Consider the following 22,735-nt stretch of genomic DNA (forward strand, 5'->3'; position numbering starts at 1 on the left):
CAAACTCGGCTTGAGCCCGGGCCCGACAACCGGGTCATCGAACGAATGACCACGGCCGCGTCGGAACTGGCCCTAGTCGGGCGCGTCCTGGCTCGCCCTGCCACTTTCCTCCCCGTGCGTAACGTCAGCTCGTGAGTCCTTGACGGTCTTAGGTCGTCGTGACGGGGCTTCTGCCGGCAACGTTTTGGCCAGGCTTTTCACGATGACGGGACTGGCACCACCAAGACCGAAGGGCTGATCGACCTAACGCGTCCGGAGCAGGATCATCTATTGAGACGGTGAAATGGACTGATAGTCGTATGTCTGCTGCAGCTGGTTGCAAGTCTGTTCGACAGTTTTGCCAGCTCGGAGGTCTGTGGCGATGCCGCGCGCTAACGCTCTGCTTTCGAGGCGGGCGGCGTCAAAGCGGGGAAGAAGAGCACCGTTCTCCTCGTCGAAAATATATATCAATGATAGCCACCTAGGAATCAACTAGCCGAACGCCAGTTACACAACAAATCTGACAGACCCCGGCCGGCCGTGACGGGTGACTCGTCGTCATGGTGTGTCGTTCTTCCCGTAGTCCCAGGCGAAGTCTCGACGGGTGAACGTCGACTCGCCGCTCTTTGGCGAGTAGATGGTCAGGGCTGTCGTGTACGGAGTGAATGCCAGCACGACATCACCGCTGTCCGCCCCCTGCCCGACGCTGCTGGAAGACATGTAGCCGGTCATGGTCGTCACGGCGACGACAGTTTTGTTTGTTGAATAGCTGGGGCTCGAGGATGTCTCCGTGAACTTCAGTGTCTTGATGCGCCCATCGACGAGGATCGCCACACCGGGCCTCGTACTGTGAATGGTGAAAGCGAGAGGCGCCGAGCTGGTTCTGCCAGCGCCCTCAGTCGAGCTTTGCCTCAGTGTGGAAACGCACACACCTGTGGGAGATGCGAACCCCAGACTGTTGGATTGACCATCAGGTGATGGAACCGGTATGTCGCCGACCAGGGAAGTGCGATTTGAGCCTGTGCCGTTTGAGATGTTGACGAGTGTGGACGATTCCGGTGCTGCTGTCGCGCATGTCGTCTGCGTCAGCTCGGGGTTGGCGTCCGGAATGCTTCCAGGACTGCCTGCGTCCGTGTCGTTGGTGTAAACGCTTGAGCTGGTGGCGGCACCCAGGCGCGTGATGCTGATGCCTTGCCATGCGAAGAGGACATCGACAGTCCCGTTGACGCTCGGACGAACGGAGATGTTGACGACAACAGTCGCGGGGAACGTGTAGGTGAGCGTGCCTTTCGGGTTCGTGCAGGTCGTGTCGCTGGCAAGGCACGGGCTGAGCTCGACAGTCAGCGGCGCGCTGGTGCCCCTGTGCTGCAGCAACTCGAGATATGTAGTGGCGTCGGTGGATGAAAAGGTCAGGTGAACGCCGGACCAACTGGTTTTTCCAGTGCCACCGCTACCGCCACTCCCAGCAGGCTCGATTACGTCGACAACGCTTTGGAGGCAGAACCCGGTGGCGTCGAGCTTCGACGTCGAATAACCGGTCATGGTCACAAGCGAATGAACCCCGGGGGTGCAAGTAGCTGGGTCGCTACTGGCCGAGGTAGCACCTGCCCCCGCGGGGCCCGCGGGGCCCATCGGTCCGGTCGCTCCCGTGTCGCCCTTGGGGCCCTGGGCGCCGGTCTGCCCGTCAGCGCCGTCCTTCCCGTCGGCACCGGCAAGGCCTGCAACTCCGGGCATCCCCTGCGGGCCCGTCTTACCCGGGGCGGCAATTTGAAGCCACGCACTCTTGTTCGTATCCGGGAGGACACCCGTCGTGTTCGCGACAGCGACGTACGCACCGCCGCCGTAGCTGACGACGCTGGCCGGGGGCCCGGCGACGTAGGAGGTCGAAGCATCCCAGGTAGTGATGGCGGACCAAGGGTTTACCCCTTTGGCACCCGCGGGGCCCGTACTTCCGGTCTTGCCGGTGGCGCCGGTCGCCCCGGTTTTCCCAGTCGGTCCGACAACCCAGAAGACGGTCGTTTCTTTGGTGGTGCACTTTGAGGTGGCCGTCGTGAGAGTCCGCAACGCACCGCTGGAAGCCGTGTAGCAACCCTTGCTCACTGCCGCTTCGGAAGGCCCAGCGACGGCGACGACAGCGACAGCAGCGAGCCCCATGACTGCCGCTGCCGAGAGTGCGCGGGCGAGACGGGGGCGGGCAGTGTTCAAGAAGGGCAACTTCATGCGTGTTCCTTGCTGCAGGGCCCGTTGTGATCAGCGCCGGGCATTCAGGTTTCCGCAGGTGCATAGGAACCCCCCGGAATAGCCACAGTGTGGCAGGGGCCAATCTGGGCAACAAGACCCCCAGACGGGTGAAGAGATGGCTGCCGCTCGCCCCGATGCACAGACCGCGTCTACCGCCGAACCAACCCGCGGAGAGCGTCCGAGAACTAGAACCCGCCGATACCCCAGATGTCGGTGGACTGCGCAATCGTCTTCGGTGTCGGCAGGAGCTTGCCTTCCGGGATGGTCTTCCCGGCGGCGAGTTTCTTCTGCTGCGCGGCGTACGCCGACCATTCGCGGGCGTTCTTGACCGCGGCGTTCATCTGCCCGATGGGGCTGTTCGCCTTCGCTTTCAGCTCTATCTTCCTGACTGCCAACAGTTCCTGGCGCACCCGGAACGTCTCCTTCCGGGCAGCTTCCCGCAGCTCGAATAGCTGCCGGCGTTCCTCACGGGACTTCATGGGAAAAACGTAGTCGTCGTCGGTCCCGACAGCTAGAGCTGGTCCGGTTCTTGCATCGTCGTCAACCAGTACCTCGCCGATGCCACGGCGACATTCACGTACCCGGACGGCCGAGTCGTCCGCGCCGATCAGGTCGCCGGTCTCGAGCAGATGCGAACCTTCTACACCCAGCCCGAATAGCGGGTGCACGAGACGAAGCGACGCCCGTCCGGGTCTTTGGGCTTCTTAGTGGCGCTTCTCTCGGGTGCCACGTTTCGCTTCGGAGTCACGAAGTCGCGTATCTCCATGCACGGCGGACGAAAGCTGAGGCCCCGAGAAGGACACTCATTTCCAAAGCGTCTCGGAGCCAAGACCATATTCTCGTCTTTTTCGAAACATGGAAATCCGGGTCGTAAGGCTCTTTCTTGAGAGCGTCCGTGAACCACTCGGTTGTGATGTCCCCGCGATGCCAAGAGATTAATCGTGCCTCGATGTTCATTACGCAGTCGATGAACGGCTTGCGGCGAACTATCTGAAGCCCTCGCTGTACCTGGCCTGCGCACCAAGTCGCCACGGGCAGATCCGCTTCGGGAAGCTCGACGAGCAGTCTGGGTAGCGCGAGTAGTACATCCGTATTGGGGTCTCGAATCCCACGGACCAGCGGCAGCGACAATCGACCACGCACTGCGCTGTCCATCGTGTCGAGCATTCGAACGACGGTAACGCGCTGCTGCTCGCGGGCTGCATCTCGAGCTCGGCCCCGCTCGCCACGACGATAGATCGTCACTGCCACAACGGCGCTGGCCGCAGCCGTGACAAGGGTGGTTCCACTCCCGATCAGAGCTACTGCAATCGCTGTCTCCACGTGGGCTCCTCACCACTCAGGAGAATTGTGGCACGCAGCTGGTTGCTGTCCGATAGACGGTCCTTCATCGGGACGCCTGATCGAGTTGGTGCCGGCGCACGCGAATCAAGTGGCACCTAATCTGCGGATTCGCGTATGCCCGTCCCGCAAAAGTGCCCGGTGATGGGAGTTTAAACGCTACAGGCGTCGGATGCTGATCGGATACGCCCGCGTCTCGACCTCGGGGCAAGATCGCCCGACGAACCATCTATCAAAGTCGCAATGGACGGATCGGCTTGAACGCGGGCTGATGAGGTGGTGTCGGACGCATGTCTGAGTGTCGTGCTCGTGTTGTGGAACCTTTTCGGGGTGATCGGACAATACGGGTATGGATGAAGTCATTGGGGACCGGGCGGATTGGCTGTTAGCCGCAGCGGGTGACGGGCGTGCGTTTGGCCGTATTTTCGACCGTCACGCGCCACGTCTGGTGCGCCACGTCGCAGGTCTCGTCCCGGCGTCCACCGATGCGGACGATGCTGTCGCCATCGTTTTTATGGAAGCGTGGCGTCACCGCGATCGCGTCCGGTTCGTCGACGACTCGTTGTTGCCGTGGTTATTGGTCACGGCCACGAACACCGCCCACAACCTCACTCGGTCAGCGCGGCGACACCGGCAATTCCTTTCCCGGTTCCCGGTCGATGACCCCGCACCCGACCCGGCTGACCGGTTCACCGAGGGGGCCGCCTCTGCGGCTCTCCGGACTCTCTCGCGAACCGATCAACAGGTCTTGACGTTGTGCGTCTTGGAAGGCCTCAGTGAGCGAGAAGCCGCGGTGGCCCTTGGAGTGCCACCGGGCACCGTCAAATCACGACTTCACCGCGCTAAAGCGCGACTGCATCAGCACTACACAACCGCGGAAACTCTCGGAGGCACACTGTGAACGACAACCCCATCTCCCCCCGCCTGGCCTCGATGCGAGATGCCCTCATGGGAGAAGTTGATTCTGTCGAGGCTGCGGAAACACCCCGGCGGCGTCTGCGGAAACCGTCCCGAAGTACGGCGGCTGCGGTCGCCGGGGCTTTCCTTCTCGGGTCAGCGCTGACCGGTGGGTTGACAGCTGCAGCGTTCGCCGGCCCCGACACGAATGCTCTCCTCGAGACCGCGTTGGCGACCTCGACCCGGTACCAGGTGGAAGTCGGCAATCACGGCTCTCTTCTTGGCACACCGGCCTTCGAAGTGACTCAGGGGCAATCGACGCTTTCGCTCGGAACGCGACCTGCGGGCGCTGACCGGGTGGCATTCACGTGGGAATGCCTTGATTCCGGCACCATTACCGTGACCGTGAACGGCACAACCGACAGCGACCCCGTCACCTGCACACCGTCGTCTGGTGAGCAGACCGATTCGACGGGTTCGCAGTGGAACATGCGACCGGTGAGCTCAGGGACCGCGTCCATCAAGGTCTCCGCCGAGGGCTCGGCACGGTATGCGGTGTGGGCGTCGTGGGCGAAAGCTGCCAGCATCGCCACCCCGTCCGCGCAGCAACAGGACGAAACCGCGGACGGGGTCGTCACCCTCACGGAATACACCGCCGCGTTCAACCGGCTCGAGGCGTGTTCAGCGCAAGCCGGGCACCCCATGTCGAACGTCCCGCTCTCCTGGTTCTCGGGCGGTGTGTGGACGGGGAAGCCCGGCGGAACTGGGCCGTGGTACCTGTACTCGACACCGTCCGACGGCCTCGAGACATTCGACACCCAGTGCTACCCACGCGAGTTCCAAGCCGTCGACAACCTGTGGCAAACGGAGCACCCGATGCCCGCAGACCCGCCGGCGCAGCCGACACGCAAGTAACCCAGCCACATCAGCCGGGGATGCGCGGTCCTCACCCAGGCATCCCCGGCTCTGCTGAAGCTCGGCTCGCGACCACAGCCCCTCGAGCGCTTCCGTGCTGGTAAGAGAACCTCCCGGCGACTCGTCCCAGCAGCCCGTTGTCTATCGAGAGAGGTTCCTCACCTTGGAAACAAGCGGGCGAGTGAGAGGAAGATCGGACGATGCGAGTCTTAAGAACTAGCGGAGGGGTCTCTCTAGGTGTCTCTCCGAGTCAAGAGGCTGCGTGGCCCGATCTTTCAGCCGCCGCCATCGACGCGGTCCGAAAAGGTCTGCATCTTGTGCCAGTCGTCCGGTTCAGGACTGACGCGGGTGCCTTCGGCAGCATCCCAGTGGACCCTCTCTTTGTAGTCGATTTCGTCAACGATGACGAACCCACTGAATTCCTCGGCGCAGTCACACACTTCGGACATGAGGCAGAAACCGTTACCTGACCTAGCCCGATTGGCCATCCTCCACAGGTATGTTGCGCTCAGCGGGCAGAGGTGAGAGGTTCGAGCCGTGAACCCCGAGATCTCGGCCGCGGCCTTTCGGTGGGCCTTCCAGGAGGCTAATGGGCTGGAGCCGCTGGTTCTTCCTGATGTTGAAGTGATCGATTCCCTCGAGGCTGACATTGACACGCTGCGCGACGCTCTCAGGGGCGCGCTCTGGACTCGGGTTGAGGAGCAACGCGCAGGTGACGAAGCCGAACGATTCGTTGTCTGGCCGATTGATGGCGTCCAGGTCAACTTCTTCTTCGGCTGGGGAGCGCCCATCGAGTTTGACTTCGACCTCCGGGAGATAGTCGACGATGAGGCCGTCAACGGGCTTCTTCGACTATTCAGGCTGGTGAGTTCAGCCTTGGGCAAGGATGTCATCGTCCGAGCCGAGGGGGATCAAGGCGGACCACCGGTCCTCCACATCGACTCGGGTACAGGCGACATCGTTCTTAGCCCGCTTTCCTAAGCAACGGACCGTGCGACAGGGAATCCTTGTCCGGGATGCCTTTCGGACTGGTCTATCAAGACGTCTGGAGCCGAGTGACCGCGGGGGAGTGGATGACCTGCGCGATCGTTCGGTGACCGATGGTTTGCCGAGACGCGGGAGCGCCCGCGGAGGCACGTGCCCGCGGGCGCTCCCGATCGACTTTTGCCTGGTTCAGGCGGGGCGCATGGTCCTCATGGTTGGGTGCCAGCGGAAGAGCTCGACGAGGCGGGACAGGCCAGGGGTGTGTGACACCACGATGAAGATCGCATAGCCGACGGCTCCACCAACGGTGTTCCAGAGGAAGTCGTTGACGTCCGCGACGTGGCCACCGCCGAAGAGTCCGTCCGTGACGATCTGGATGAGTTCGATCGTGAGGCTGACGGCAGCGGCGGTGGAGATCACCTTCACCCAGGACGGTCGGCGCATCAGGAGCGGAATCAGAATGCCCAGCGGGGCGAACACGATCACGTTCGTGATCGCGTCCATGACCTCATAGTCGTAGAACGGGATCAGTGCCAGCTTCGGCGTCCAGGGTTCTAGCTGCGGGGGCCGGTTGAGGTAGATCGGGAGCACCGTGTTCGCGAGGATGCCTGCAGCGTAGACAGCGAGTGCACCGGCGACGGCAGTACGGGGCCAGGTGAATCGTCCACAGCGCAGCAGGAGCAGCAGTTGGATGAGGAAGGCCATGACGCCGACTATGAGGGCAACGGGAAGAGCGGGAATCTCGCCGAACGGGTTGTCAGACATTTGACAGATCCTAACCATCCTCTGGCACCACTCAGTGGCCATCTGCGGGAACCAACTGTCCGCTTAGCGCGACCCCGCCCGGGCCGAGCAAAGTTAATGTCCGTTAGCCGATCGGCTATCGGACGGTCGCGTTCGTCGGACTAACTGCTTTGGTCATCCGGTAGTTGGTCATTTCGATTCCGTCTACGACGGGTCGCTGCTCTCGGACGACCTCGAAGCCGATGCTCTCGAAGAAAGGACGAGCGGCGACACTGACATTGGAAGTCAGCTCGCTGGTCCCTGCCTCTTGTGCCCGCTGCTCAAGGAACCCGAGCAGCGTGCGCGCGACACCTCGGCGCACGTACCTAGGCGCGACAAACAGCATGTCAATGTAACCGTTCCCGTCGATGTCCGAGAACCCGACGACCTCCGACCCGATGACAGCTACGACGCTCGCACGTCCAGCCATTGCCACGTGCCAAGTGCCCGGACTGCGCCGTCCTGGCTTTGCCCATGCGTCGACCTGATCCGCTGAGTAGAAAGCGGCGGCCGTCTGTGTGATGGCGTCCGTAAAGATGGAGAGCGTGGCGGCCGCATCGGCCGGTTCGTAGGGGCGCAGGCTGACGCGCTGAGTCTCCGAATTAGTCACCCGGACACTCTGCCATTCCTGTCTCGGCCGACCATCGGCCACCGGACGGTGGCGTGATGCCACCCAGGTGTACTCAGTAGCCGCGGCGGTAGAGCGTGCTGAACACGAAGACCCAGACGACGAGGGCGGCCAACCCGATCCCGCCTATCCACTTCCCCGCCGCGCCCCCGTTAAACAGCAGCCAGAAGCAGAGCAAGGCAAGGACGCCACTTCCGATTGCGATCGCAAGCCTGTATCGCGACGTCCATGTCTTTGGCTTCGAGTCAACAGCTTCGTCAGTTTCGCTCACGATGTGAGGGTAGTCGCCTCATCGATGGGCACGAGAGCATGAGCTAAACCATAGGGTTTCAAGCCGTGGGTGCGTCCGGTAGCCGATCGGCCATCGAGACTCGGCCGCGAAGTTCGTCGATCTCTCGAAACCTGAGCTTGGGTGGGCCGTTCAGGTGCCCCGCGGTCCGACGAGGGGTTCGGAGCCTATGACTTCCAGTAGGGCGAGGTCCTCAGCGTCTCGGGAGCCCGCTGGCGCGGTGTAGAGCACGAGGTGCTGGTCCCGCTCAGTGATGGCGAGAGAATCGCAGTTGACGGTGATCGCCCCGACGGTTGTGTAGCGGAACGTCTTTTGCAGGGGCGGTGGTGTCTGAACGTCGTGTCGCGCCCAGAGCAGTGCGAACTCAGCGCTGCCAGCGTGGAGGTCGTCGATGAGTTCGCGGACGCTCGGGTCTGACGGGTAGACAGCCTGGGCGCTACGGAGTTGGGTCACGACACCTTCCCGGAATGCGGCCTCGTCGGAAATTCCGTAGATCGCCTCTGACGGCTGCCCATCGTCGAGGAAAGTCTTCCTCGCGAGGTTGCGATCGCGGGGAACGAGCCGGGAGAAGTCCTCCATGAGAGCTGCCGCCAGGTCGTTCCAGGCGAGCACCTCGAAGGTGGCCGAAAGGACGATCCCTGCGGTGTGCGGGAGCCGTTCGAGCAGGGTCAGGATGCTCGGCCGTACGTCGCGACTATGGAGTCCCGTCGGAGTGGGGGCGGTGCCGGCCAGCCGGTGGAGGTGTGCGGACTCCTCGGGGGTGAGACGCAGTGCGCCCGCGATGCCTGCGAGGACGACGTCTGAGGGCCGAGGCGCGCGGCCCTGTTCGAGTCGGGCGTAGTACTCGGTGGAGACGTGAGCGAGGACGGCGACCTCCTCTCGCCGAAGACCTGGAGTCCTTCGCCGAGACCCAGACAAGAGGCCGACGTCTTCGGGGCGGAGACGCTCGCGGCGACTCCGGAGAAAAGCTGCGAGCTCACCCTTGTCCATGCCACCATTCTCCGCCAGGTCAGGCTGCGGACCCTCGTACCGTTTGTGCCTGGATGCGGATTCCGGAGGCGAAGACGCTCATCACATGACGAACAACAACGAGTCCACGCCGGTCGGCCTGCTGGCCGGGAAGGTCATCTTCATCACCGGAGCCAGCCGCGGTATCGGTGCCGCGGCGGCCCGTCTCTTCGCTCGAGAGGGGGCTTCCGTCGTGCTCGCTGCCCGCGGCACGGGGGCGCTCGACGCCCTCGTCGACGAGATCCGCACCCAAGGCGGCACGGCTGACGCCGTCGCGATGGACCTCGCCGACCGGGCCGGCATCCGTGCGGCCATCAAGCGAGTCGAGGAACGCCACGGGCGCCTCGACGGGGCATTCAACAACGGAGGCACCAACCAGCAAGAAATCGGCCCACTCGACACCACGTCCGATGACGACATCGACGAGCAGTTCGCCGTCAACTTCCGCGCACACTGGGTCGCGATGGTCGCCGAGGCGGCCCTCATGCGTAAATCCGGCGGCGGCGCGATCGTGAACACCTCGAGTATCGGCAGTCGACGTGCTGTGCCGCCGCTGCCGGCGTACGGGGCCATGAAGCGGGCACTGAACAGCATCACGGAGACCGCGGCTGTCACCTGGGCTTCCGAGGGCATCCGGGTGAACGGCCTGACGCCCGGGGGGACAGCGACCGAGATGATGGACGAGTGGGAGGAGAAGACCCCGGGGATCATCGACGCCAACAACGCGGCCAGCCCCATGGGCCGCATGGCGACCGCCCTCGAAGTCGCGGAGGTAGCCGCATTCTTCCTGAGCGATCGTGCATCGGCCGTGACGGGCGCCATCGTGCCCGTCGACGGCGGCGCCGGCGCCTGAGACCGGGGCCACTCTCACGTCAGACGCGCCGCCGGTCGTCACCGACGAGAGACATTTCGGCCAGGCGATCGTTGGCCGGCCGCGGAAAAGATTTGGAGGGTCGGGCGTCCCTACACGAATCTTCTCAACCCGAAATCGACACGAAGTCGATAGCCCAAAGTGTCCCGATAGCCGATCGCTCAGCGACATTCCTGGTTCTCGGCGCTATTCGTCTGGTCCGGCGTATGCGTGGGGCCGGTTCAGCGCGGCTTGCGTCGGGGAGGCGTCGCGCCGCCGTGCACGCGCCCCGGTCCCCAGGGATTCAGACGGTGTCGATGATTGTGCCAGCGACGGCTGCGAGCTTGAAGAAGAGGACGGCGTACCGATCCTTCTTCGACGGTCACGGTAGCAAGTAGGTAGAGCGCGGAAACCGAGTTATTGACTAAGTAGACAATTATCGAGGTACAGTGGCCTGCTGGCCCGGACGGTCCGTGGTCACGGAGGAGAAGGCAACATGATCTCGCACACCAAGCACAGCCCGACCAGCAAGGTCATCAGCGCGTACTACACGGTCCACCCCGACGATCGACAGGCATTCAGCGACGCCGTGATCCCTCACCTGACCACCACTGCGCACCAAGACGGATGCACGTACTACGTCTTCGCCGAGGATCTCACGGACCCGAACACGATCCACCTCACCGAGGGCTGGCGTGACCAAGCCGCCGTCGACGCCCATATGGCTGATGAGAACTTCCTTGAGGCGGCTACAGCCGTCCTCGGGGGCATCCGCATCCTCGACTACCAGGCCGAGTACTATGACGTGGCCGCCCAGACAGCTGGCGCCCTCCCCAGCGTGAGCTGACAGCACCACTAAGCGACCTGCGGAACGTAGGCCGAGCCCGCCTTGGCCCCGCATAGGATCGAGCCATGCCCCGACCTCGCAAATTCGACGAGGACACCGTCGTCGAAAAAGCCGCCGGTGTCTTCGCTGCCGTTGGCTACGGCGGCACGACGATGGAGGAGCTGAGCCGCGCCACCGGGCTCGGTAAGCAGAGCATCTACAACACCTTTGGGGGCAAGCGAGACCTTTTTCTGCGCGCACTCGAGCGGAGCACCTCCACGCAGGTTGATCGCCTGACTGTCGAGCTCACATCGGGGACGGCCTCTCCGCTCGAGCGGATCAGAGCGCACCTGGATGCACTCGCCATCACTTTCACCTTGGAAGGGCCGTTGGATTCGCTGTTCACGAAGGCCACGGTGGAGCTGGCCGACCGCGATCCGGAGGTCGCCGAAGCCGCTCGTTGCGCCTATCGGCGCCTCGAGGACGAGTACGCCGGGTGCATCGAGCAAGCGCAGACAGCCGGGGAAGTGGACGCGGCTCTCGACGCCCGGGCCCTGGCGACGTACTTCGTGGCGGTCACTCGCGGCATGGAGGTCCTCGGCACTGCCGGCGCCGACCGGTCGGTGCTCCTCGGTGTCGGCCGAGCGGCGTTCACCCTGCTCACTTGAAGCGCGAGGCAACCCAGACCCGGTCAAGTGCTTGTAGCGACCACGCTGGAGGTGACCGACAGGAGGTGGGCCGAAACTCGACGGGAAACCAGGGCGCTCGTCGAGCGCGACCTCGACTTCGTCCATCGGTGTGCCGTCAGGCCAGGCTCTGGAGCTACCTGTGCTGGTGGCGTCTCTGCGCGGCGATGGTCATGAAGCTCATCGCAGCCAGGACGATGGTGACCCCGACTGCCGCGACGGTGATGGCGTCGGGGTGGATGACCGATTGTCCCCGCAACGCCTGCCACAGGGCGATCGCGGTGACGGCAGCGTACGTCGCTCCGGCCGCGACGACGATACGGAGCCGATCGGCCTCACTGAGCGCCCGGGGGAGCGTGATCGCGAGGATCGGCAGCACCTGCAGTGCGTGCATGCCGATGAAGTGGGACACGCGGAGATCTCCGTGGGCGGTGTTCCAGCCGAGGAAGAAGATGCCGCCGGTCGCGTCGTCACCGCCCACGGAGTGGGAGCCGTAGGTCGACGATGTCGGGTCGGCCAGCTGGGCCGCGGTGGGGATCACCATGAGGAAGCCCACGGACAGGCCGACCAGGGCGATGATCAGTCCGAGCCTCAGGGACCACGCCAGCGCCCTGTCCTCGATCCGGGAGAACATGGCCAGGAAGGCTCCGATGACCAGTGTCGCGCAGTACATGAGGGTGACCCCACCGGCCATGAGCTGGTAGAAGAGCTGGTTCGTCGGAGTCGAGACGTTGAAGTGGCTTCCCACGCCGCGAACCACTTGGATCGAGATGACGACGATCTCCAGGAGGGACGCCGCTGCGCCGACGGTTCCGGCCCACCAACCGATCCGACGCAGGACAGGCCGCTGCACCATCGAGAGCATCCACGCAAGGGTGATCGCGTAGAGCGCGAGGGAGATCGAGAACTTGAGAGGTTTGGCCCAGATCGGGTCGTCTGCCAATGTCCGCGGATCGAGGATCAGCCCGACGAGGCACACCACAGCCCAGAGGCACGTCACTGTGGTGAAGGCGACGAGAGGTCGGTGCCATCCGCGTAAAGCGGTCCAGAGTGCGCGGGGACGGTCCTGGACGAGGCTCACGGGCGGGTGCCCGCTGCCGTCATCCGCTCGGAGATCGACCAGAGTCTCGCTGCGGTCTCCGGCTTCCGTGCCTGCTTCGACTGGCTGATCACCTCGGCCCCGCCTCGCATGTGCATCATCCGCTGGGGTCCAACGAAGGTGCCGCCGGGGAGGTCGGCTGAGGCGGCGAGCAGCGACGGCAGCGCACCGTCTTCCGGCTCCTGCCCCAAGATCGGGACGAGCCGGTCCCAGAGGTTAGGGCGCTGACCGGCCGGCCGGTCGTAGATGGCTGTCTTGACCAACCCCGGGTGGGCGGCCAGCGCCCGCACTCGAGAGCCCGACGTCTGCAGCCGCCGGTCCAGCTCCGACGTGAACAGCAGGTTGGCGAGCTTGGAGTCCGCGTACGCCCGGCTCGCCTGGTACGGGCGTCGGTGCCAATCGAGGTCGTCGAGGTCGAGACGAGCCATCCGTTCCGCCTGGGACGCGACGGTGACGACGCGGTCGGTGATGTGCGGCAGGAGCAGCGTCGTCAGGAGGAAGTGCCCCAGGTGGTTCGTGCCGAACTGGAGCTCGTGACCGTCGGCCGTCCGCTGGAGGTCCTTCGACTCGACGCCTGCGTTGTTGACGAGGATGGCGATCGGTTCGTCGATCCGGTCTGCGAAGTCGGGCACCGTCTCAAGCCGCGCGAGGTCGAGTGGCAGGACGCGGTGCGTTCCCGGAGTGCCGGGGAGGGTCGCTGCCATGGCTTGCCCCTTCTCCTGATTCCGGACAGCGAGGATGATGCGTGATCCGGACCTGGCCAGGGCGACCGCGGTCGCTCGGCCGATTCCGCTGGTGCCGCCGGTGATGATGACGGTTTCGTTGGTCGGTGCCTGGCCTGCTCTGGTGTCGTCCATGCCCCCAATGTAGACACTGGCCACATTGTTGTCAACGTCTACACTGTTCGGATGGCACAGCAAGCACGCTCCTACCACCACGGGTCGCTGCGTGAAGAGCTCGTCCGCGAGGGGCGCGCGCTCCTGATCGAGGAGGGGCAACAGGCGGTGACGGTGCGAGAGCTCGCGCGCCGCGTGGGCGTCAGCCATGGTGCGCCGCTCCGTCACTTCCGTGACCGGGACGCCGTCCTCGCCGCGATCGCCGCGGACGGTTTCGACGAGCTGCGTCGCTATCTCGAGGCCGCGCGGCAGGTGGGCACCCTCGAGCGCAGGCTCACGGAGTACATCCGCGCTCATGCTCGCTTCGCGCAGCACAACGGCCCCCTGATGCAGCTGATGTTCGCGTCGACCGACGACGGCACGAATGCGGGGCGCGAGCCCGAGGCGCAGTCCTCGGCCGAGCGCTTCTTCGCAGTGGGCGCGGAGCTGCTCGGGGAGAGCAGTCCGGAGTCGATGGGCCCGATGCCGTTCCTGGTCGCGGCGACGACAGAAGGCATCAGTGCCTTGGCCGCCACCGGCCGGCTCCCCGAGGATCGCGTGGACGAAGTCGTCGTCGCCGCGGTGCGGGCGCTCCTGCCGCAGATCGAGCAGCAGCTCGGAACGGCCGCCCAGGGACCGGTCACCGCCCCCGACGGGTGAACCGGGACCGGCGCGCTCGAGTCGCGGCAGGCTCGGTGCCGCGAACGCGATGAGGGGCCCGGTCGCCCGGGCCCCTCATCCTGCGACATGCGGTACTAGACGCGGCCGAGCATCGCTTCGTTGAGGATGGTGCCGCCGAGCATCCAGCCGCCGTCGGCGACCTCGTCGAGGATGACGAGGGTCGTCGGGCGTGCTCGTTCTCCGTAGACGTCGACGATGGCGTCCGTGACGGCGTCCTGCAGCTTCTTCTTGGACTCAGGCGTGAGGGTGTCCGCGGGGACCTTGAGGTTGGCGAAGGGCATGGTGGTTCCTTTCGGTGGTGGCCCGGACGTTCCGGGGGTCAGAGGGCGGCGTTCGAGGGCAAGAGATCCTCGATGCCGATGCGGCGGTAGAACTCGGCACGGATGCGGTCGGTGACCGCGGACACGACTTCGCTGCCGTCGCGGGACGGGTCGACGTGCGACCGGAACGGGCGCGTCCCCTGGGGCAGGCCGACCAGGCGCACGATCTCGTCGGCGACGTCCTGCACGTCGGCCTCGGGCGGCACGATCGCGGTGAGGCGGTGGGTCAGCTGGCGGCGGAGCGTGCCGTACTCGGCGTCGTGGTCGGTCACCCGCGCCTCGTCCGCCGGGGTGGTGGCGTTGGTGAAGTGGTTCGTGCCCGAGGTGAACGCCCCGGGGACGACGATCGAGCTGTCGATGCCGAAGCGGATCGTCTCGGCCGCGTAGCTCTCGGCGAGGGCGTCCATGCCGGCCTTGGCGGCGAAGTACGGGGCGAGGAACGGAGGGTGCCCGCCGCGGGTGGAGGAACTGCCCACCCATACGACGAAGCCCGAGCGCTGGGAGCGCATGTGCGGCAAGACGGCGCGGGCTACCCGGTGGCCGCCGACCACGTTGACGTCGTACAGGTACGCGAACTGTTCAGGCGTGAAAGCCTCAGCGGCACCGAAGGCCATGTGGCCGGCGTTCTGCACGACGGCGTCGATGCGGCCGTACGCCCTGACGACGGTGTCGACCGCAGCGTCCACGGATCCCTGCGACTGGACGTCGAGCTCGACGCCGCCGAGCCTCAGCCCCTCACGAGAGGCGAGGTCGGCCAGGGCGTCGCGATGAGCCGCGTTCCTCCCGTCGACGGCGCGCATGCCCGCCGCGACGACGTGGCCTGCGCGTGCCAGCGATTCTGCCGTGAGTCGACCGAATCCTGTGGAGGCGCCGGTGACGAGGATGACCAGCGGCACCGTCATCAGACCATGCCGCCGTTGATACGGATGGTCTGGCCGTTTACCCAGCGCCCGTCCGGCCCTGCAAGGAACGCCACCACGCCGGCGATGTCCTCCGGGGTCCCGAGGCGCTCGAGCGGCGGGACCTTGGCCAGGGCGTCGATCTGCTCCTGCGTCTTGCCGTCGAGGAACAGCTCCGTCGCGGTCGGGCCCGGAGCGACGACGTTCACCGTGACGTCCCGGCCACGGAGCTCCTTCGCCAGGATCAGCGCCATGCCCTCGACCGCGCTCTTGCTCGCGACGTAGGCGCCGTAGGTGGGGAACTGCGTTCCGACGACGGATGTCGACATGCCGACGAAGGCACCCCCGGAGCGCAGTCGACGTGCTGCCTGCTGTGCGACGACGAAGGTGCCGCGGACGTTCGTCCTGTGCAGGTCGTCGAGGGCGTCGAGGTCTTGCTCGGCGATGGTCGACAAGCCGAGGCGTCCGGCCGCGTGCACCACGACGTCGACGCCCCCGAAGTCGTTCGCGACCCTGTCGAAGATCGCCGCCACGGCGTGCTCGTCGGCGACGTCGGCCTGCACGGCGATGGCATGGCCGCCGGCGCTCGTGATCTCGTCGAGGGTCGCGGCGGCCGCGGCACCCCCGCTGGCTGATGCGACGACGATGGTGAACCCGTCACGGGAGAGTCGGGTGGAGATGGCGCGGCCGATGCCGCGGGAGCCACCCGTGACGACGGCGATGCGCTGGGGATCAGTGCTCATGATCTGCCTTTCGTTGCTATTGTTCGGCAGTTTCGCCGATACGCAAGAACTATCACAGATACGACACGCGATAGCAAGTGCCCTAGGCTGGGGGCCATGATCCGATCCGACGATGACCTCCGGAGCGCGCTGCTCGCGGCGGCCGAGGAACAACTGGTCGCCGCGTCCGATGGCGAGATCGCCACACGAGCGGTCTGTGAGGCTGTCGGTGTGACCCAGCCGGTGCTGTATCGGCTGTTCGGCGACAAACGGGGACTCCTCGACGCCCTGGCCGAGACGGGCCTGCAGCGCTACGCCGCCCGCAAGGCCGAGCTCGAGGCCACCGACGACCCGGCGGCGGACCTGCGCCGCGGGTGGGGTGACCACCTCGACTTCGCGAGGGAGAACCCCGCCCTCTATCGCCTGATGTTCGCGCCGCGACCCTGGGCGGGCGGTCGCGCAGCGGACGGTGTGAGGGCGCTGCTCGAGCGGACGCTCTCTCGGTGCGCGGCCGCGGGGCTTCTCCGTCTCGAAGTCGACGTCGCATCGGGGATGATCTTGGCGGCCAACGTCGGGCTCGCCCTCGACGAGATGACGACCGTGCGTCCCGCGCGACGGGCGAATGCGGTCGCCGACGCGCTCCGCGACGCCGTCCTCGGCGCCGTCCTCGTCGCGGGTTCCCCGCCGGCGTCGTTCGACGCTGCCACAGCCGCCCGGCGGCAGCTCCGTGCGCAGCTCGCTGAGGGCGGGCCTGGCGCCCTCCTCCCCGAGGAGTCCGCGCTCATGAACGTCTGGCTCACGCGCCTCGACCGAGAAAGCGACGGCCCCCGGTGATCTCCACGTTCCTCGTCGAACACGCGCCCCTCGTCCGCATCGGCTTCTGGGTCGCCGTCGCGGCCGCCACCCTGCTCGCCTGGGTCCTGCTCCGGCTCCGGCTCCGGCGTGTCCTCCTCGGCCTCTCGGCTGTCGCGCTCATCGCGGTGCTCGTTCTAACCCTGCTGCCCGACGGAGCTCGGCCCGGCGGTGTCACCTGCACCGTGCAGTTCAGCGTCCCGTTCCAGGGCATCGACACGCTCGCCAACGTCGCGATGCTGCTGCCGCTCGTGCTCTTCCTCGGGACGGCGACGAACCGGCCGCTGACAATCCTCACCGGTGCGGTCGCCCTCTCCGCCGTCATCGAAGTCGTACAGGCCCTCGCGCCCGTCCTCGGTCGCCGGTGCGACACGAACGACTGGTTCATGAACACCGTCGGAGCGGTCCTGGGGGCTGTCGTCGCCCTGGTCATCTGCGCGCTCGAGCGGCACCGTAGGGCCACCGCTTCGTTGGGATGAGTTGCTATTCGCCAGCGGTGCACCCGACCAGTGGCCTACATGCCTACTGGCGATCTGGGCGCGATCTGTACGGGCTCATCGGCCACGGTGAGGATGGTGGTCTTTTCTCTCTAGGTGGGGACGCTCGATGTATTTAGGAGCTACGGCGGCGGCTCCATGAAGGTGCCCGATAGAGGATCGGCTATCGGGACTGTGCGCTTGGAACGTCGCGTGGTGGGGCCGGGGCGCCGGAATCGAGAGCGCGGAGCAGTTGGTGGAACGCGGCGTCGGCCCGGGCGAGATCTCCGGTGGCATCGAGATCCATCATGAGCCCTCGGATAACCGCGAGGACCAGCGTGGCCGAGCCGGGCCGGTCGATGCTCGCCACCCCGGTCTCGATGGGCGCAAGCCAGTCCGTGGTCGCGAGACGGCGGAAGCCCGGCCAGAGCGACCGCTCAGACTGCTCCCTCAACTGCCCGAACATCCGAAGGTACGGCGCCGCATCCGGACTGGTCATGGCAACCCACGCACGCCCGAGCGTCACCACATAGGGCTCGTCCGGACGCGACTTCAGGTGGTCGCCGAAGCTCGCCAGATGACGCTGCCGCGCACGACGCAGGATCGCCAACAGCAACTGGTCCCGGGTCCCGAAGTGGTACAGGAGCATCCGCGCCGAGCTCCCGGTCGCGCGGACGAGCGGTTCGAGGCGATCAGGGAGCCCATGCTCCAAGCAATGGTCGGTGCAGCGCTCCAGCAGCTGCTCAGCGATCTCCGGCTGCGGTCGACGTCCCATCTGCCGATCTTTTCACGTAACGATCGCTACAGATAACGTTGAAGGACCATGATCACCGATCCGAGGAGGATCAGATGGACCTCATCTTCATACACGGAGCCCTCGTACGGGACGGAGCGTGGTGGTGGCAGCGGACCGCCACGCTCTTGGAAGAGCGGACAGGGATCACGAGCCACGCGCTCGCCTTGCCGTCGTGCGGCGAATCCAGCCCGGACGAGACAGCAGGCGGGCTCGTCGCCGACGCTGCGGCGCTCCGCCAGGCCCTGGACCGGGTCGACGAGGCGATCGTCGTGGGTCACTCCTACGGCGGGACCGTCATCGCCGAGGCCGGACGCCACCCGGCCGTGGCGCACCTGCTCTACGTGTCGTCCTACCTGCCGGACGTGGGACAGGCGCAGGGCACGATCATGAGCGGAGAGCCGGACCCGGTGACTGTCGGGGACGTCGGCGACGGCGTGGTCGGCGTGCAGGGCTACGACGCGGCGTCGTTCGGCCAGAGGTTCCTGCAGGACGCGGACCCGTGCGTGCAGCAAGAGGCATGGGATCGCGTCACCGCACAGGCGGTCGCGTCATTCGGCACGCCGACGACCGCAGCGGGGTGGCAGGACGTCGACTCGACGTACCTGGTCTGCGGAGAGGACCGCAGCACCTCGCTCGAGCTGCAGCACTTCCATGCTGCGCGCGCGCACCGGTCCGTTACCCTCCCGACCGGGCACCACCCCTTCATCTCGCGTCCGGATCTCGTCGTGACGGAGATCGAAGCACTGCTTTCCATGCGGTGACGCAGATTCCTCCTACACAAGACGCGGAGGCCTGGCTGATCGCCCGCTGGTTTTCGTCGTCCGTTGAGGGATGGTTCTCCGGATGCGGCGAGTCTTGCGCGGCGGAGCAGCCGTCGCCTTCCTCCCTAGTCTTGCATTATGGACGCATCCAACTCTTTGCCCTCTCTCGATGGTTACCGCTTCGCAGCTGTCCGCGACACTTCGGGCGGTGAGGTGGGACCTGAGACCGTCTTTAACTACCACGAGGCGGATGGCGAGGTGTGGGCCACCTACGCCGGCGGCGCAGTCCGGCGGGGGTTCCTTGTCGGCACCCGGACCGGTGACACGCTGACGTTTCGCTATTGCCAGCTCAACCAAGGCGGCGCCACCTCGACGGGATCCTGCGTCTCCACAATCACCCGCGACACTGCCGGCAAGCTCCGGATGAAAGAGACGTGGGCCTGGGAATCGAAACCCGGCAAAGGCACCAGCGAAGTCGCGGAGATGACCGCCCCTTAGCCGCGCCTCTGCGGCGATAAGCCGGAAACGCCGGTTCGGTACGGTCTCTCCATGACCGAAGACGTCCGTAACATAACGACCGCACTAGCAACGATTTCCGAGCACTGGCAGCCCCACCGGCTGCACAGCATTAACGACTACGACGTAAAGGTCGTGAAGCTCCAAGGCGAATTCGTGTGGCACATTCACCCCGACACGGACGAGATGTTCCTTGTCCTGAGTGGCCAGCTGACCATCCAGCTCCGCGACCGCGACGTTGTACTCGGGCCGAACGACGTCTTCGTCGTTCCTCGCGGAGTAGAGCACTGCCCCAAAGCTGCCGAAGAAGTGCAAGCCATGCTCTTCGAACCACAGGGCACAGTCAACACCGGTGACGCCGATGGGGAGATGACCAGTCGGCTTCGCGAGTTCTGCGAGGCTTAAACCTGTCTCAGGAGCCGATCGGCTATCGGACGCGGTGGCGACCTCGCAAAGCAGCCACCGCGCCGCCAACGATGAGTATGAAGCCCAAGGCCCCTAACCCGAGGCTTGGCAGCCCACTAAGCCCTGAATTGTTGAAAATCGCGTGAGCGTCAAAGTAATCGGCGAGAAGAGCCCCGTTGATGTAGGTCAGGACGATGACAGCTACACCGATGAGGGCGGTAAGCCAGTTCCAAATTGTCGTCATGCTGGGCCTTTCTAGTTGCAGGGAGGGTAGCGCCAGAGGTAAGCGTTGCGGGATCGGCTATCGGACGCCGGCCCCGACAAATTCGAGGGCCATTGTGGCCATTTCCGGCACGGGCATGGTGCTGTCAAGCACGAGTCGTTCGTCACTGCGCGCTTCGTACTCAGCTCGCGTGGTTTCCACTTCGTCCCACGTTGGCAGCACGAATCCAGGAAGGTCGTTCTTGCGCTCTTCGACTCGGCGTCGGTGCTCGATGAGGTCAGGGCAGACGAGCTCGATTATTCGTAGGGGAACACCAGCCATCTCGGCAGTCGACACCCAACCGGCCCGTGCGGGTTCACTTCCACTGACTGCATCCGCGATCACCGTCTGGCCCCGAAGAAGGTTCGGGACGGCGATCGCGTGCATTGCCGAGTATGCAGCGATACCAGATTGCTCCCGAGGGATGCCGTATTTCCACATCGCCGCTTCGATCGCATCGACTCGCAGCATCGTCGCCGGCACTCGATCCGCGAGTGCGGCTGACAGTGTGGACTTCCCAGAACCGGGTAACCCGCAGACCTGAATCAGCATCGGCAACTCCTTCGATAGACCGTCGTGCCTGTCTAGTGCCTAGACGCGCGGTTGACCATGGCCTGTCGGACGGAATCTGGACGGTCCTGGGAGCCAATTGTCATTGCGCCTCACCGCACGCCGCGGAGGTGCAACACGGCGGGGGGTTCGCGACACTTCTGGGTATGGGAGTAAAGAGCACGGACGATTCGCTGTGGCAGCGGAGTCTCAACGGTGACAGCGACGCCTTCGGGTCGCTGTTCATCGAACATCGTGACCGTGTCTACCGCCACGCCTACCGATTGACGAGTGCCGTTCAAGATGCGGAAGATGTCACCGCGACGGCGTTCCTTGAGCTCTGGCGTCGCCGGGAGTCGGTCCGAACCGTCAACGGGTCAGTCCTCGCCTGGCTTCTCGTGACGGCGACGAACACCGCTCGTAACGTCACCCGGAAAACCGCGCGGCATGACCAGCTCCTTCGCACGCTCCCGCGAACTGAACCAGCGCCGGGTGCCGATCGGCAGCACGAAGACGCCAGCCTCGTCGCCTCACTGGATCCGGCCTTGCTCGCGGAAATGCGCAACCTGCCTCCCCAGGACCTCACGCTGCTCACACTCGTGACGTACGAGGGGCTGACCGTGGCCGAGGCAGCAAGAGAGCTCGGGCTCACTGAGACCGGTGCCCGAACGCGGCTGCATCGCGCGCGCGTCCGCCTCAGACGCCATCCGAGCCTGAACCCCACACTCACCGCTGCTGCCGCCAGCAACATCGAAGGGACTACCCCGTGACTCCCACGCTCGACCCGGTTTTCGCCGATGCGGTGGAAGCTGCCCTCCGTAACGAAGTGGATGCGGCCCGCGGGGTGCCTCGCCCGTGGTGGCGACGGCATCGCAAGCTCGCGATCGCACTTCCCCTTGCCGCTCTAGCTCTCGGCGGGGCATCCGCGGCCACAGCGGCAGTCCTCGGGGCACCGGGGAGTGTCGTCATCACGACGCACGGCACACCAATCATCGAAACGCATGCGGGGCCAGCAACGATCACCCTCGACTCCTTACCCCGAGGGGCTTCAACACTGGAGGTGGAGATTGGTTGCCTCAGCCGAGGCACAGTCACCGTAGTAGGGCTGACGACCATCACCTGCGACCAATCGCTCGTTGATGCTGCCCGCACGCACGGGGCTACCGAAGGCGGCAATATGGCGGCAGGCCGGACGCACCTCGACGTGATCGCGACACCGGGCACACAGTGGGAGATCAGGATCGCCGCCACCGACGAGGACACGGTCCCCTGGGCGAAGAACTCCCATGGTCAGACCTACGGCCTCCCCAACGAGCACGGCAGGCCAGACCTCATCGCCACAACCGGTACCGACCCACAAGGTAATTCGATCACCGGCTACACGCGTCGTGCAGACACACCTGAAGCCGCCCCCTCGCCATCCGCAGGAGCTCATTCGCCCTCGTCAACGACGCACGACATTCCCCTGTACGCCGTGGACGGGACCACACGCATCGGAACAACCCACGCATCCAGATGAGCCTGGCGCCCGGTAGCCGATCGCCTATCGGACACCTGGAGTGGGCATGACGAGGTGCATCCCGGTTCGTCCGGGGGCGACGTCGACGAAGAAGCGTTGTTCGTAGAGGCGCCTGCCCGGTGGGTCCGCCGTCAGAGTCACGTAGGCCCCCGAGGGCGCGTGCTCGGCGATGTGAGCGAGGAGGGCGTCCAGGATTGCGCCTCCGATCCCTCGGCCTTGGTGCTCGGGGAGGGTGGCCATGTCGGCGATGAGGAAGTACCAGGCGCCATCGCCGACGACACGCCCCATCCCGACGACGTCCCCGGCGGCGTCGACGACGTGCCGGAAGGTCCAGGAGCCCGTCAGCGCGCCGGCACCCTGGGCTCCGCTCTTGGGCGACAGGCCGCTCTCGACTCGCAGCCGGAGGTAGTCGGCCAAGGGTGGCGGCCCATCGAGGAGGCGGTAGTCACGGTGCAGGGGCATGTCTCGAGTCTTCCCGACGAGAGGCAGCAGCCCAAGGAGCGCCGGGGTGCAGATGGGTGCCGGGGTGCAGATGGGTTCTGTGAGCCGCCATGTGTCAGCTGCTTCTCGCGTGGT

General features: G+C 65.4%; 30 protein-coding genes. 14 read left to right on the forward strand and 16 right to left on the reverse strand.

All coding sequences use genetic code 11. From position 1 onward, the window contains the following. Window positions 1-537: 537 nt before the first annotated feature. Together ASF54_RS16200 and ASF54_RS14350 are read right to left on the reverse strand one after the other, a co-directional pair. Window positions 538-2,199, reverse strand: a complete 1,662-nt coding sequence (locus ASF54_RS16200; protein WP_084816317.1) for a hypothetical protein — start codon at window positions 2,197-2,199, stop codon at window positions 538-540. A gap of 206 nt (window positions 2,200-2,405) precedes the next feature. Continuing rightward, window positions 2,406-2,888, reverse strand: a complete 483-nt coding sequence (locus ASF54_RS14350; RefSeq protein ID WP_055964569.1) for a hypothetical protein — start codon at window positions 2,886-2,888, stop codon at window positions 2,406-2,408. A gap of 1,022 nt (window positions 2,889-3,910) precedes the next feature. On the opposite strand from ASF54_RS14350, the gene ASF54_RS16205 reads away from it, so the two are divergent. Together ASF54_RS16205 and ASF54_RS14355 are read left to right on the forward strand one after the other, a co-directional pair. Beyond that, a complete protein-coding gene (locus ASF54_RS16205; RefSeq protein ID WP_084816318.1) occupies window positions 3,911-4,462 on the forward strand; it encodes an RNA polymerase sigma factor in 552 nt (183 codons plus the stop codon). Between the two features lie 170 nt (window positions 4,463-4,632). Beyond that, window positions 4,633-5,373: a hypothetical protein gene (locus tag ASF54_RS14355; protein ID WP_055964572.1), complete on the forward strand. Its 741-nt coding sequence runs from the start codon at window positions 4,633-4,635 to the stop codon at window positions 5,371-5,373. 275 nt (window positions 5,374-5,648) lie between these two features. Here ASF54_RS14355 and ASF54_RS16550 read toward each other — a convergent pair whose 3' ends face one another. Continuing rightward, window positions 5,649-5,822, reverse strand: coding sequence for a hypothetical protein (locus ASF54_RS16550; RefSeq protein ID WP_157510212.1), 174 nt, complete (start codon window positions 5,820-5,822; stop codon window positions 5,649-5,651). 88 nt (window positions 5,823-5,910) lie between these two features. Here ASF54_RS16550 and ASF54_RS14360 point away from each other — a divergent pair, with 88 nt between their 5' ends. Next, complete coding sequence (locus ASF54_RS14360) at window positions 5,911-6,354, forward strand: hypothetical protein (RefSeq protein WP_055964574.1); 444 nt, start codon at window positions 5,911-5,913, stop codon at window positions 6,352-6,354. 192 nt (window positions 6,355-6,546) lie between these two features. Here ASF54_RS14360 and ASF54_RS14365 read toward each other — a convergent pair whose 3' ends face one another. From ASF54_RS14365 to ASF54_RS14380, 4 genes are all read right to left on the reverse strand, one after another. Further along, entirely contained in the window at window positions 6,547-7,122 is a 576-nt protein-coding gene (locus tag ASF54_RS14365) for a VanZ family protein (protein ID WP_055964577.1), read from the reverse strand. A 115-nt stretch (window positions 7,123-7,237) separates the two neighbouring features. Further along, window positions 7,238-7,750, reverse strand: a complete 513-nt coding sequence (locus ASF54_RS14370) for a GNAT family N-acetyltransferase (RefSeq protein WP_055964580.1) — start codon at window positions 7,748-7,750, stop codon at window positions 7,238-7,240. 73 nt (window positions 7,751-7,823) lie between these two features. Continuing rightward, a complete protein-coding gene (locus ASF54_RS14375) occupies window positions 7,824-8,039 on the reverse strand; it encodes a hypothetical protein (RefSeq protein WP_055964583.1) in 216 nt (71 codons plus the stop codon). Between the two features lie 150 nt (window positions 8,040-8,189). Further along, complete coding sequence (locus ASF54_RS14380; protein WP_055964587.1) at window positions 8,190-9,047, reverse strand: helix-turn-helix transcriptional regulator; 858 nt, start codon at window positions 9,045-9,047, stop codon at window positions 8,190-8,192. Window positions 9,048-9,132: 85 nt separating this feature from the next. On the opposite strand from ASF54_RS14380, the gene ASF54_RS14385 reads away from it, so the two are divergent. From ASF54_RS14385 to ASF54_RS14395, 3 genes are all read left to right on the forward strand, one after another. Continuing rightward, window positions 9,133-9,918: an SDR family NAD(P)-dependent oxidoreductase gene (locus ASF54_RS14385; RefSeq protein WP_055964590.1), complete on the forward strand. Its 786-nt coding sequence runs from the start codon at window positions 9,133-9,135 to the stop codon at window positions 9,916-9,918. A gap of 493 nt (window positions 9,919-10,411) precedes the next feature. Next, window positions 10,412-10,762 (forward strand): putative quinol monooxygenase, encoded by a 351-nt coding sequence (locus ASF54_RS14390; RefSeq protein ID WP_055964593.1) that lies wholly within the window; start codon window positions 10,412-10,414, stop codon window positions 10,760-10,762. A 65-nt stretch (window positions 10,763-10,827) separates the two neighbouring features. Continuing rightward, complete coding sequence (locus tag ASF54_RS14395; RefSeq protein WP_055964596.1) at window positions 10,828-11,409, forward strand: TetR/AcrR family transcriptional regulator; 582 nt, start codon at window positions 10,828-10,830, stop codon at window positions 11,407-11,409. A gap of 154 nt (window positions 11,410-11,563) precedes the next feature. Here ASF54_RS14395 and ASF54_RS14400 read toward each other — a convergent pair whose 3' ends face one another. Further along, entirely contained in the window at window positions 11,564-12,508 is a 945-nt protein-coding gene (locus ASF54_RS14400) for a hypothetical protein (protein ID WP_055964599.1), read from the reverse strand. Next, window positions 12,505-13,383, reverse strand: coding sequence for an SDR family NAD(P)-dependent oxidoreductase (locus ASF54_RS14405; protein ID WP_055964602.1), 879 nt, complete (start codon window positions 13,381-13,383; stop codon window positions 12,505-12,507). The genes ASF54_RS14400 and ASF54_RS14405 overlap by 4 nt, the downstream gene beginning before the upstream one ends. Window positions 13,384-13,434: 51 nt before the next feature. On the opposite strand from ASF54_RS14405, the gene ASF54_RS14410 reads away from it, so the two are divergent. Beyond that, a complete protein-coding gene (locus ASF54_RS14410; RefSeq protein ID WP_055964604.1) occupies window positions 13,435-14,061 on the forward strand; it encodes a TetR/AcrR family transcriptional regulator in 627 nt (208 codons plus the stop codon). Window positions 14,062-14,156: 95 nt separating this feature from the next. Here the strand turns inward: ASF54_RS14410 and ASF54_RS14415 are convergent, their stop codons facing one another. Genes ASF54_RS14415 through ASF54_RS14425 form a run of 3 tightly spaced genes read right to left on the reverse strand, consistent with a single transcriptional unit; the run spans window position 14,157 to window position 16,044 of the window. After that, window positions 14,157-14,363 carry a tautomerase family protein gene (locus ASF54_RS14415; RefSeq protein WP_043594869.1) on the reverse strand — a complete coding sequence of 69 codons (207 nt, stop codon included), beginning with the start codon at window positions 14,361-14,363 and terminating at the stop codon, window positions 14,157-14,159. Window positions 14,364-14,401: 38 nt separating this feature from the next. Then, a complete protein-coding gene (locus ASF54_RS14420) occupies window positions 14,402-15,304 on the reverse strand; it encodes an SDR family oxidoreductase (RefSeq protein ID WP_055964607.1) in 903 nt (300 codons plus the stop codon). Further along, complete coding sequence (locus ASF54_RS14425; protein ID WP_055964611.1) at window positions 15,304-16,044, reverse strand: SDR family oxidoreductase; 741 nt, start codon at window positions 16,042-16,044, stop codon at window positions 15,304-15,306. Before ASF54_RS14425 ends, ASF54_RS14420 begins: the two co-directional genes overlap by 1 nt. Window positions 16,045-16,140: 96 nt before the next feature. On the opposite strand from ASF54_RS14425, the gene ASF54_RS14430 reads away from it, so the two are divergent. Next, window positions 16,141-16,857 carry a TetR/AcrR family transcriptional regulator gene (locus ASF54_RS14430; protein WP_055964614.1) on the forward strand — a complete coding sequence of 239 codons (717 nt, stop codon included), beginning with the start codon at window positions 16,141-16,143 and terminating at the stop codon, window positions 16,855-16,857. Next, window positions 16,854-17,354 (forward strand): VanZ family protein, encoded by a 501-nt coding sequence (locus tag ASF54_RS14435; protein ID WP_055964616.1) that lies wholly within the window; start codon window positions 16,854-16,856, stop codon window positions 17,352-17,354. The genes ASF54_RS14430 and ASF54_RS14435 overlap by 4 nt, the downstream gene beginning before the upstream one ends. A gap of 181 nt (window positions 17,355-17,535) precedes the next feature. Here the strand turns inward: ASF54_RS14435 and ASF54_RS14440 are convergent, their stop codons facing one another. Continuing rightward, window positions 17,536-18,126, reverse strand: coding sequence for a TetR/AcrR family transcriptional regulator (locus ASF54_RS14440; protein WP_055964619.1), 591 nt, complete (start codon window positions 18,124-18,126; stop codon window positions 17,536-17,538). Between the two features lie 74 nt (window positions 18,127-18,200). Here ASF54_RS14440 and ASF54_RS14445 point away from each other — a divergent pair, with 74 nt between their 5' ends. The 3 genes from ASF54_RS14445 (at window position 18,201) to ASF54_RS14455 (ending at window position 19,829) form a co-directional block, all read left to right on the forward strand. Continuing rightward, window positions 18,201-18,908: an alpha/beta hydrolase gene (locus ASF54_RS14445; RefSeq protein ID WP_055965407.1), complete on the forward strand. Its 708-nt coding sequence runs from the start codon at window positions 18,201-18,203 to the stop codon at window positions 18,906-18,908. A gap of 138 nt (window positions 18,909-19,046) precedes the next feature. Beyond that, window positions 19,047-19,406: a hypothetical protein gene (locus ASF54_RS14450; RefSeq protein WP_055964622.1), complete on the forward strand. Its 360-nt coding sequence runs from the start codon at window positions 19,047-19,049 to the stop codon at window positions 19,404-19,406. Window positions 19,407-19,457: 51 nt separating this feature from the next. After that, window positions 19,458-19,829 carry a cupin domain-containing protein gene (locus ASF54_RS14455; RefSeq protein WP_055964624.1) on the forward strand — a complete coding sequence of 124 codons (372 nt, stop codon included), beginning with the start codon at window positions 19,458-19,460 and terminating at the stop codon, window positions 19,827-19,829. Between the two features lie 22 nt (window positions 19,830-19,851). On the opposite strand, the gene ASF54_RS14460 is transcribed toward ASF54_RS14455, so the two are convergent. Further along, the gene (locus ASF54_RS14460) at window positions 19,852-20,073 is read right to left on the reverse strand and encodes a hypothetical protein (protein WP_055964627.1); all 222 of its coding nucleotides are present in this window, start codon (window positions 20,071-20,073) and stop codon (window positions 19,852-19,854) included. Between the two features lie 57 nt (window positions 20,074-20,130). Further along, window positions 20,131-20,643: an AAA family ATPase gene (locus ASF54_RS14465; RefSeq protein WP_084816320.1), complete on the reverse strand. Its 513-nt coding sequence runs from the start codon at window positions 20,641-20,643 to the stop codon at window positions 20,131-20,133. A 164-nt stretch (window positions 20,644-20,807) separates the two neighbouring features. Here ASF54_RS14465 and ASF54_RS14470 point away from each other — a divergent pair, with 164 nt between their 5' ends. Together ASF54_RS14470 and ASF54_RS16555 are read left to right on the forward strand one after the other, a co-directional pair. Continuing rightward, on the forward strand, window positions 20,808-21,410 hold the full coding sequence (locus ASF54_RS14470) for an RNA polymerase sigma factor (protein WP_055964629.1): 603 nt from the start codon (window positions 20,808-20,810) through the stop codon (window positions 21,408-21,410). Next, the gene (locus tag ASF54_RS16555) at window positions 21,407-22,159 is read left to right on the forward strand and encodes a hypothetical protein (RefSeq protein WP_157510213.1); all 753 of its coding nucleotides are present in this window, start codon (window positions 21,407-21,409) and stop codon (window positions 22,157-22,159) included. Before ASF54_RS14470 ends, ASF54_RS16555 begins: the two co-directional genes overlap by 4 nt. Window positions 22,160-22,183: 24 nt before the next feature. Here ASF54_RS16555 and ASF54_RS14475 read toward each other — a convergent pair whose 3' ends face one another. Continuing rightward, entirely contained in the window at window positions 22,184-22,621 is a 438-nt protein-coding gene (locus ASF54_RS14475) for a GNAT family N-acetyltransferase (protein ID WP_055965410.1), read from the reverse strand. Window positions 22,622-22,735 lie beyond the last annotated feature (114 nt).

This window comes from Frondihabitans sp. Leaf304 (assembly GCF_001423105.1).
Classification (GTDB): Bacteria; Actinomycetota; Actinomycetes; order Actinomycetales; family Microbacteriaceae; genus Frondihabitans.